Raw genomic sequence first — 10,342 nt, 5'->3', positions numbered from 1 at the left:
CGCCACCAAAGGTGCCGCCGAAACTTTTATCCATAAAATTGATTAATTTATTACCCCTTTGGATTAAAAACCCTCTGGGCCAGTTCCTGGTCGAAAAGATAGAGTGCTGAAGGATTATCAGAAACCATTTTAATTTTCGTTACCAGCTGCGAAGCGCTTGCTTCCTCTTCTACCTGCTCATTGATGAACCACTGTAAGAACGACGTTGTTGCAAAATCCCCTTCATCATTGGCATTTTTAACGATATTGAAAATACTTTTCGTTACTTTTCTTTCATGTTCCAATGCTCTTTCAAAAATATCAATGGCTCCAAGGAATTCATGTGGCGGCTTAGGAATTTCTCCGACGATTATTTCTCCTCCTACATCGTTTAGATAATCAAACATTTTATCGGCATGCATTAGTTCTTCCTTGCTTTGTACTCTGAAGTAGTTGGCAATTCCGTCAAGATCTTTTCCTGAAAACCATGCTGACATGGACAGGTAATATTGTGCAGCGTATTGTTCGTGAGCTATCTGCTCGTTAATTAATTTCGCAATTTTTTCGCTAATCATAGGTATAAATTTACATTCAAAATTAGGGAATAAAAGTCCTAAAACAAAAGTTTTAATAAAAATTAATAAAAAAAGGACGGGATAAATCCCATCCTTCAACACATTAAAAAAAATCAAAATTATAACTAGTTTGCTGCATCCGGAGCTGCCGTATTCATTGGCTTGTGCATTCTGGCTTTTCTTTCTTTCATGGCCATTCTTCTCTGCTCCATCTTAGCTTTTCTGTCAGCCTGCCATTTATCATACTGCTGAGGTGTTAAAATCTGCTTCATTTCAGCATCCATCTGTTGTTTTTTTGCTTTCATCTGCTCTGCTCTTGCCTGTCTTTCACCTTTGTTTTTTTCAAACTCAGCTTTCATTTCAGCTTTTCTTTTTTCATGAAGCGATTTAATTTTATCAACCTGGGCCTGATTTAAATCCAAATCTTTCTGCATTTGAGCTAAATGTTCCTGCTCTTTCTGCTGAAACTTCTGCTTCATTTCAGCTCTTTTTGCCTCTCTGTCCTGTGGAGTAGTCTGCTGCGCCATTGCAAAACCTCCGAATCCGATAAATGCTACCGCTAATACTAATTTTTTCATATTCTAAATTTTTAAATATTTCTGTTATATCTTTTTGATAATAAGTTAAAATAAAGGTTAAATAGAAAATATCATAATTATTGTTAAAATTAAATATGAATTACTAAAAAAGGACAGATCAAAAAAAATCTGTCCTTCACACCACTTAAATATAATATATGAAAATCTATTATTCAATTATTCTTTCTATATCTTTTTGATAATTAGCCAAAACAAAAGTTAAACATTAAACATCATAAATATTGTTAAAATTAAATACGAATAATGTAATAGGGTGACATAAAAAGGACAGATTTAAAAATCTGCCCTTCACACCACTTAAATATAATATATGAATTAATTTTTTGCAAATCCGCTTCTGAATCCTCCATTGCTTCTTTTTTCACCACTATTATTCTGTCTCGGAGCGGCATTTTCGATTCTTCTGGAACCACCGTCATTTCTGAAGCCACCATTACTCTCTCTTCTTGGCGCTTCCTCCTTTCTTACTTCCCCGCCTCTGAAGCCTCCGTTTCTGTTGCTATTATTTTCAGCTCTTGGAGCACGGAATCCGCCATCATTTCTTACACCGCTATTATTGCCTCCTCTAAAACCATTGTTATTTCTCGGTGCATTGCCATTATTTCGGAAGCCTGAATTATCATTACTTCTATTTTCAGCATTATTTCTGAATCCTCCGCTGTTACCATTATTACCCTCTCTTACCGAGCCACGGAATCCATTATTTGGCCTGTCGCTGGATCTTACGATATTAAAGGTAGGATTATCCATTCTTCTGAACTTTGCTCTATCCACTCTGTAAATATTGATGTTTACATTTCTGTATCTCGGCACAGGCCTGCAGATTGCTGCATAATGTGTTCTTCTGTAATTCTGAAAATATACTACCGGACTGTATCCTCTGTAATAATTATTCTGAAACACTACAAAAACTCTTGGCCCCATGATTCTTTGTAAGGCGTAGAATCTGTCATAATACCATCTGTCCGGGTTGTATCGGTAGAATCTGTTCCATGATGAGAAGCTTACATACAGATTATTCAGTCTAAGGATTTGATCGATCTGCCATGGACTTAGCCTATTCTGTCTAAAAAACACATTCCAGTTGATATTAACGATACTGTTCCGGTAATCGTTGTAATTACTCTGATAATAATTCTGCGGATAATAATCCTGTGGATAATTGTAGTAATAGTCATCCGGGAAATAATTCTGATCATCTTCATCGCTATAGTAGCCATTGTCATTTTGATAATATCCGTCATTATCCCATCCGTAATCCGGATACTGCTGAGCGAAGGAAAAGGTTCCAAGACTCAATGCAAAACCGATCAATATTTTTTTCATTTTTAAAGTCGTTAATTGGTTAATAATATAGTAGAATCTTATTCTATCTTTTGGATATAAATAGAAAAAAGAAGTTAAATCTTTCGATAAAACTTCTTTTAATTATACATTAACAAATTGATAATCAATTGTTAAATTTACGATCTTCCACTATCTTTCACCCACGAGGATATCTTTTTATTGAAGTCGGATTCATGTTTAAGATCCTCAAGCTTAAGATGCATTCGGTACCTCCAGTAATGCGGGAATATGGCAGGGTTATTAATTCTTTCGTTATCCATTTCAATATTAGTCAGCCGCTGATCGGTTGCCAGGAATTCCTGTATCGGGAAGATTGCAAGCATGGCATCATTATAAAGGTGCTGCTTCATAATCATTTCAGCAAGATAAGGGTTCAGGTTTTCCGGTGCCTGACCGTATTGTATCAGCTGAAGATTAAAGTATTGCTGGGTAAGTGAAGGGCTTTCTTTCCACCATTGTCTCAAGGTTGAGCTGTCGTGAGAAGAAGCTGTTACTACATTCAGGTATCCTGCATTTTTAGGATTATAAAAAGGAATATTATCTGAAGGCATTCTCTGAACTTTCAAAGCAACAATAGCCAATTCATCCATTACCACCGGAACACAATCCGGAACCAGCCCGAGATCTTCACCGCAAATAAGCATTTTTGTGGCATTCAATATGACAGGCAATTTTTCCATGGCTTTTTCGTACCACAGATGATCTTGTCTTTTAAAGAAATAATCGTGGTATAAATCGTAGATTGCCTTTTTTTCCCAATCTGAAAGATACTTGTATGATTCGGTGCGATATACATTGAATCTCGGATGGTAAACCACCTGCCCGCTTCTTTCTTCAATTAAAAACAAAACATTGGCACATAAAGAGACGAGCTTATCTTCAATTGGTCCGCGGGGATTTTTTTTGAAAAAATCTGAAAGTTTTCTCTGGGTATTAAATTCTTCCTTAAAGGAATAGGTTCCGTCCTGATTATTATTTATGAATTCAAGAGCTTTTCCGCTTTCTTCACCGAAGTATTTCCACAAAATCTGATCGTTGATATACGGCTTGCAATACCTGTCGAAATTAAAAGGAATATGCCACCTGCCAAATTCTTCCAGCGTAACCGGAATGGCAGGATAAAAATATCCTAAAATTCCTTGTGTAGCAGAAATAGGCATTCTCCAGATTCTGAAAAAACCTAAAATATGATCGATCCTCATCGCATCAAAATACTGTTCCAGTGCTTTGAATCTGTTTTTCCACCACTTGTAGTCATCCGCTTTCATGGCTTCCCAGTTATACGTTGGAAACTCCCAGTTCTGGCCCAGTTCCGTAAACTGATCCGGCGGTGCACCTGCCTGGAAATCCATTCCGAATAATTCAGGTTCCGTCCATGCTTCTACTGAATATCTGTAAATCCCGATTGGCAAATCACCTTTTACAGAAACCCCAAGATTATGCATATAATCAACAGCATCTTTCAGTTGCCTGTGAAGCTGATACTGCACCCATGCATGAAGCATTGAGGCATCATAATCCTTACTTTTTGCACTGAAGAAAGGCGCAATTTTTCCTGAAATATATTTTTTATGAGTTTTCCACTCATTAAAATTCGGGGTTTTGTATTTATCTCTTAAAACACAGAATGCTGCATAAGGAATCAGCCAGGATTCATTGTCTTTAATAAATTTTTTAAAGTTCCTGTCTTTATAGATTTTCTCTTTATCAGCATCAAAAACCGCTTTCAGATATTTCCATTTTCCGGAGATCATCTTCTCATAATCAATTAAATCGAGTGCATTCAATTCGGCTTTTTCAGCTTGATATTCAGCAACAAGATTTTCCGGCAATGGGAAATCCAGCTGTTCGAGAGAAATATACTGGGGATGAAGTGCGTAAACGGAAACCGCTGCGTACGGATAAGAGTCTGTCCATGTATAATTAGCAGTGGTATCATTGATCGGAAGAATCTGAATAATTCCAAGATTGGTTTCTTTCGCCCAGTCTGCCAGTTTTTTAAGATCTGAAAATTCACCAACACCAAAGCCTTCATCCGTTCTCAATGAAAAGATAGGAACGGCAAGCCCGGCATCGTGATACATCTGATAGAGCTTGAACTTAAAGTAATGATCCGAAACCACGTGTAAAATATCTTTGGATCTATTCGGAAGGGCAAAACGATTTTCGCCTGTTTCTACATCAAATATCTTTCCCGTAGCGTTGTCGTAGAGACAGTATTTATATTGTATGAACTCATTTTCAGGGATTTCCACTGAAGTTTCCCAGATGCCGAAATCCGTCTGCGACAGGTGAATAGCTTTATCATAATTCCAATTTCCGAGAGAAGCTGTGCTTCCAAAAAGCACAATCGCCCAGTCCGGATTATAGATTGGCGCTTCAATCCTGAATAAGTGGGTATGTTTTTTTAAAACCGATATTTTTTCGGGCTTAAATGTATTCAGCTTGTTGTAAAGAATTTTATTATTGAGATAGTTTTCAGGAAAATTTTTGTTGTTCCACTGATCAAAAATGACAAATTCTTTATAATTGTGAGGAAAATTAAAGCGGTGCGGAACAAATTCTTCACGCAGCATATTTCCTCTTTCGTCTACAAGCTGATACTGATAAGAAATAGATTTTGAAAAATAATCGACCTCACATTTCCATTGTCCGTTTTCTTCATAAAACATAGGATGAGTCTGTGATACAGCATCTTCTTCGCCGATAATAAGCTGAAGCCTTTCTCCGACTTTTGTACTGTACCCTACATTAAAGTATATCTTCATTTACATTTTTTTATAAAAATACATTATAATATCGAAAAATAAAACTTATTGAATATCAAATATTCATTAAAAAAACCTTCTCAAATATTTGAAAAGGTTTGAATTTTTGTAAAGATAAAGATTATTCTGTCACTACAATTTTTTTGTTGAGCAGCACTTTTCCGGATGCATCCGTAATGTTTACCAGATATGCTCCGCTTACAAGATTTCTGAGATAAACCTGCTGTCTCGAAAAGCCGTCTTTTACAGATAAAGACTGTGTCAGTACATTCTTGCCGGAAAGATCAAAAATATTAAGTTTTACAGATCCTTTTACCGATTTATCATTAACGTTAATGTTGATTAATTTTTCATCTACTCTTGTAGGATAGATATCAATATTTGCAAAAACATTTGCTGAAACCGCTTTGTCATTTGCGAAATATTTGCTTGCCAGATCATAAATATGAAGATTTTGTTCTCCCGGAAGCTGTTTTGCCTGAAGCGTATTCAGGTCAACTTCGTATAATGAGCCACCTTTTGCACTTGCAACAACAACATTTCCTTTAGAATTAACTGCAGAACCGTTTACTGAATAATTATCCGGAATTCCTGAAATTTTACCGATAAATCTGGCCCTTAATTCTTTGGTCACCACTTTAAAAACATTTCCCGAGGCGGAAAATACATAAAAGTTACCTTCGGCGTCAGCAATCATATCACCTCCAAAACCGGTTTCCATTACAGTAAAAGAACTTTTCCCATTGGAAGCATCATCTGTGATAATCCCCAGGTCAGTTACCGAATATTGATTTCCCGTTTTGCTTATTTTAATAAACTGTGTACCCACGTTATTAATTGCGTAAATACTTCCATCATAACCCGTCGCCATTCTTGTAAAATGAGAATTGATATCGCAGGCCGTTACGCGTGCCACATTATTTTCAACCAATGTTATTTCACGTGTTTTCGCATTTAAAACATAAATGTTTGAGGAAAACATCGGCATATACACCAGATTGTTATTGGATGCATCATAGGCCAGCGTTGCCATATTTACAGCCTGAGCATTATTATACGTATTCTTATCTTCCGTAACCGCACCGTTTCTGGTTTGGGAAAAAACTTTTGCAGAAGAAGTTTCCGTAAAAATCGTTTCTCCCGAAATACCATTGTTTGCATCAACAGCACGGAAATCATTAAAAATAATATTCGGAGTGTCTTTGCCGACAAGTGCAAAAAAATCCTGCTGCGCAGAAGCGTTAATACCGATAAACACCAAAAATAAAGGGAATAAATGTTTTTTCATAGTCTATAAATTTTAATTTTTAATCATTTTATTATGACTAAGTTACGCATTTTTTGAATTGATTTTACAAAAAATTAAGATGTTAATAAAATTTTAAATTAATTTTTTTAGAGTAATTATATTGCTGCATAAAAAAATCCCGCAGATTTTACAGATTGTGCAGATTGAAAATCCTCTGCTCAATCCCGCAAACCTACGGAGATCTATTTAAGTTAAAACTTTATATTTAATTCAAGACGTATGTTGTTCCGTCTCTTCCGTCTTTCAGCTCGATGCCTTCCGCAAGAAGCCGGTCACGAATCTGGTCTGAAAGCTCAAAATTCTTTGATTTTCTTGCCTGATTTCTTAATTCAATTAAAACCTTCAATGTCTGATCCAGTTTTTCATTGTTATTTTCTTCAATCGCCTGAAGTCCTAAGACATCGAATATCAAAGCATTTAATGTAGATTTTAAGTCTTCCAGGTCTTTTGTTGAAATGGTTTCTTTTCCATCATTCAATGCAAAAATATACTTTACCGCTTCAAATAAATGTGCGATGAGAATAGGAGAGTTAAAATCATCGGTTAATGCATCATACGCTTTATTTTTCCATTCTTCTATATTAAAACCGGATTGTTTTTCATCATTCGGAGTGATTGATTGTAAAAGTTTAACGGCTTCCATTAACCTGATAAATCCTTTTTCGCTGGCCAGCATCGCATCATTTGAAATATCCAGAACACTTCTGTAATGCGCCTGCAGAAAGCAGAAACGTACAATAGACGGATGGAAAGGCTTTTCGAAGAAATCATTTTCACCGGTTACCAGCTGCATCGGAAGAATATAATTTCCTGTAGATTTGCTCATACGCTGAGAATTCATGGTTAGCATATTGGCATGCATCCAATAGTTTACCGGAGCTGCATCGTTGCAGGCTTTTCCCTGTGCAATTTCACATTCGTGATGCGGAAATTTCAAATCCATTCCTCCGCCATGAATATCGAACGTTTCTCCCAAATATTTTGTACTCATTGCTGTACATTCAAGGTGCCATCCCGGAAAACCTTCTCCCCAGGGAGAATTCCACCTCATGATGTGTGCGGGGGAAGCTTTTTTCCAAAGCGCAAAATCCTGTGGGTTTTTCTTTTCACCTTGCCCATCCAGATCACGGGTATTGGCAAAAAGTTCTTCTATATTTCTTTTGGATAGTTCACCATAATTCAGACCTCGTCTGTTATATTCCAACACATCGAAATAGACGGAGCCGTTACTTTCGTAAGCAAATCCTCTTTCGATTAATTTTTGGGTCAGTTCAATCTGTTCCACAATATGACCTGTTGCGGTAGGTTCAATATTCGGAGGCAATAAGTTAAACATTTCCAGAACTTTATGAAAATCCACGGTATACTTTTGTACGATTTCCATAGGCTCGAGCTTTTCAAGGCGGGTCTGCTTCACGAATCTGTCGTTATTGACATCTCCGTCGTCGGTAAGATGTCCTGCATCGGTAATATTTCTTACATATCTTACTTTGTACCCGAGATGCGTAAGGCTACGGTAAATAAAATCAAAGGAAAGGAAAGTTCTCACATTTCCCAAGTGTACATTGCTGTAAACAGTTGGTCCGCAGACGTACATTCCGACATTTCCTTCTAAAATGGGTTTAAATATTTCTTTTTCGCCGGTAAGCGAGTTGTATATTTTTAGTTGCATGTTTTCTTATGAATGATAATTAATGATTAATAAATGATTTTTTAATTTAATTCAGGATCTATCTTTCACAACAAATAATTGTCGTGATGAAAATTTTATCTGATATTTTTTTAAATTTTATCATTATTTAAATTTATTAATCCAATTTCGCATGGCTTCCCACATAATGAAGGAACTCCTGTCTTGTAATAGGATTGGTTCTGAAAATACCACTCAACTCTGCGGTAATAGTTGAACTTGCCGTATCCTTTATTCCCCTGCAGTTGACGCAAAGATGTTTTGCATCAATGATACAGGCAACATCTTTGGTTCCCAAAGATTCTTTTAAGGCATCTACAATCTGCATGGTAAGCCTTTCCTGAACCTGCGGTCTTTTTGCGTAGTAATCTACAATTCTGTTGATTTTTGAAAGACCAATTACCTCACCGTTGGAAATATACGCAACGTGCGCTCTTCCGATAATCGGCAAAAAATGGTGCTCGCAGAATGAATATACGGTAATATCTTTTTCCACCAGCATCTGGCGGTATTTGTATTTGTTTGAAAAGGTGGAAATCCCCGGTTTATTTTCCGGAAGAAGCCCTCCGAAAATTTCGTTCACGTACATTTTTGCAACCCGTCGCGGTGAGTCTTTCAGGGAATCATCCGTCATATCAAGTCCGAGCGTTTCCATAATTTCTCCGAAAAGCGCTGTAATTTTTTCAATCTTTTCTTCCGGTGATTTGTCAAAAGCATCTCTCCTTATCGGCGTATGTTCTTTTCCCGTGAAAATATCATCGTCGTTATCCGTAAAATCAACCATTTTTATTTAATTTGCACAAAAATACGGATAAAATCTGTTCGTCATATTTAATTTAGCCGAAAAACATTATCTTTCGCCGCCAACATCAGATCATGCTATGATTATTGCTGAAGAAGTACAAACCAAAGCCCATGAGAGGGAATTTTTAGAATTTCCGTCAAGACTTTATCAATACGACCCTAATTATATCAGACCTTTGGATAAGGATATTAATGAGATCTTTAATCCTGAGAAAAATAAATTTTTTCAGAATGGAGAATGCACCCGGTTCTTGTTCAAAAATAAGAAAAAAGAGACTGTAGGAAGAGTTGCCGTTTTTATCAACAATTTTTACGAACAGCAGCAGCCCACCGGCGGAATCGGCTTTTTTGATTGTATTAACGATCAGAAAACCGCAACTTTTATTTTCGACTGCTGTAAAGAATGGCTTCAGCAAAGAGGGATGGAAGCGATGGACGGTTCCATTAATTTCGGGGAACGGGATAAATTCTGGGGCGTACTGACGGATGGCTTCGAGCAGCCTTTGTATGGAATGAATTATAATTTTCCTTATTATAAGGAGCTTTTTGAAAATTACGGATTCAGGGTATATTTTGAACAGCTCTGTTTTTCAAGACCCATTTTTGCAGATGTTTCCCGTGTTTTTATGGTGATGCATGCCAAGCACCAACGGAATCCCGATATTTCCGCACAACCCATGAAAAAAAATACCCTGAAAAAATTCGCAAAAGATTTTACGGAAATTTATAATAAAGCCTGGGCGGCTCATGGTGAAGGGAAACGCATGGAAGAATCTATGGCACTGAAAATGTTCAATACCATGAAGCCTATTATCAATGAGCACATTTCGTGGTTTGTGTATGAAAAGAAAAAACCTATCGCCATGTGGATGAATATTCCGGATCTGAATCAGTGGTTTAAATATATGAACGGAAAATTTGGCTTTTTTCAAAAACTTAAATTTTTATGGGTTAAAAAATATAAGAAAAATGAAAAAATGGTAGGCCTTGTTTTCGGGGTGGTTCCGGAATGGCAGAAGAAAGGGATTGAAGGCTATATGATCTGGGAAGGAACACAGCATTTGAGGAAACATACTGATTTTAAAGTCACGGAAATGCAGTGGATCGGCGATTTCAATCCTAAAATGATTAAAATTGCTGAAAATCTTGACACTACCGTTACGAGAAAACTGGCAACCTACCGATATTTATTTGATCGAAATAAGGAATTTGAGAGACATCCTGTTTTATAATTTTCATGAGTTTTGGGGGGGGGGCAACAGCCCCCCCCC

At 36.7% G+C, this 10,342-nt stretch carries 8 protein-coding genes; 1 reads left to right on the top strand and 7 read right to left on the bottom strand.

Annotated elements, in window-relative coordinates:
- Positions 1 to 50: 50 nt before the first annotated feature.
- From SOP96_RS18200 to folE, 7 genes are all read right to left on the bottom strand, one after another.
- On the bottom strand, positions 51 to 554 hold the full coding sequence (locus SOP96_RS18200; protein ID WP_326322316.1) for a ferritin: 504 nt from the start codon (positions 552 to 554) through the stop codon (positions 51 to 53).
- A 125-nt stretch (positions 555 to 679) separates the two neighbouring features.
- Positions 680 to 1,132, bottom strand: a complete 453-nt coding sequence (locus SOP96_RS18195) for a hypothetical protein (protein ID WP_326322315.1) — start codon at positions 1,130 to 1,132, stop codon at positions 680 to 682.
- A gap of 336 nt (positions 1,133 to 1,468) precedes the next feature.
- Positions 1,469 to 2,479, bottom strand: a complete 1,011-nt coding sequence (locus SOP96_RS18190) for a hypothetical protein (RefSeq protein WP_326322314.1) — start codon at positions 2,477 to 2,479, stop codon at positions 1,469 to 1,471.
- 137 nt (positions 2,480 to 2,616) lie between these two features.
- Complete coding sequence (locus tag SOP96_RS18185; protein ID WP_326322313.1) at positions 2,617 to 5,268, bottom strand: 4-alpha-glucanotransferase; 2,652 nt, start codon at positions 5,266 to 5,268, stop codon at positions 2,617 to 2,619.
- A 121-nt stretch (positions 5,269 to 5,389) separates the two neighbouring features.
- Positions 5,390 to 6,556 (bottom strand): T9SS type A sorting domain-containing protein, encoded by a 1,167-nt coding sequence (locus SOP96_RS18180; protein WP_326322312.1) that lies wholly within the window; start codon positions 6,554 to 6,556, stop codon positions 5,390 to 5,392.
- A gap of 226 nt (positions 6,557 to 6,782) precedes the next feature.
- Positions 6,783 to 8,249, bottom strand: coding sequence for a cysteine--tRNA ligase (cysS, locus tag SOP96_RS18175; protein ID WP_326322311.1), 1,467 nt, complete (start codon positions 8,247 to 8,249; stop codon positions 6,783 to 6,785).
- Positions 8,250 to 8,385: 136 nt separating this feature from the next.
- Complete coding sequence (folE, locus tag SOP96_RS18170; protein WP_326322310.1) at positions 8,386 to 9,051, bottom strand: GTP cyclohydrolase I FolE; 666 nt, start codon at positions 9,049 to 9,051, stop codon at positions 8,386 to 8,388.
- Between the two features lie 97 nt (positions 9,052 to 9,148).
- On the opposite strand from folE, the gene SOP96_RS18165 reads away from it, so the two are divergent.
- Entirely contained in the window at positions 9,149 to 10,303 is a 1,155-nt protein-coding gene (locus SOP96_RS18165; protein WP_326322309.1) for a hypothetical protein, read from the top strand.
- Positions 10,304 to 10,342: the final 39 nt, after the last annotated feature.

Origin of the sequence: Chryseobacterium salviniae (assembly GCF_035819015.1) — a bacterium.
Lineage (GTDB): Bacteria > Bacteroidota > Bacteroidia > Flavobacteriales > Weeksellaceae > Chryseobacterium > Chryseobacterium salviniae.
The sequence above is the reverse complement of the archived record's forward strand: the minus strand, read 5'-3'. Positions and strand labels throughout refer to the sequence as shown.

Bases quoted from the DNA above. Each gene is read 5' to 3' on its own strand.
- folE (WP_326322310.1), bottom strand. From the start codon at position 9,051: ATGGTTGATTTTACGGATAACGACGATGATATTTTCACGGGAAAAGAA.
- SOP96_RS18180 (WP_326322312.1), bottom strand. From the start codon at position 6,556: ATGAAAAAACATTTATTCCCTTTATTTTTGGTGTTTATCGGTATTAAC.
- SOP96_RS18195 (WP_326322315.1), bottom strand. From the start codon at position 1,132: ATGAAAAAATTAGTATTAGCGGTAGCATTTATCGGATTCGGAGGTTTT.
- SOP96_RS18190 (WP_326322314.1), bottom strand. From the start codon at position 2,479: ATGAAAAAAATATTGATCGGTTTTGCATTGAGTCTTGGAACCTTTTCC.
- cysS (WP_326322311.1), bottom strand. From the start codon at position 8,249: ATGCAACTAAAAATATACAACTCGCTTACCGGCGAAAAAGAAATATTT.
- SOP96_RS18200 (WP_326322316.1), bottom strand. From the start codon at position 554: ATGATTAGCGAAAAAATTGCGAAATTAATTAACGAGCAGATAGCTCAC.
- SOP96_RS18165 (WP_326322309.1), top strand. From the start codon at position 9,149: ATGATTATTGCTGAAGAAGTACAAACCAAAGCCCATGAGAGGGAATTT.
- SOP96_RS18185 (WP_326322313.1), bottom strand. From the start codon at position 5,268: ATGAAGATATACTTTAATGTAGGGTACAGTACAAAAGTCGGAGAAAGG.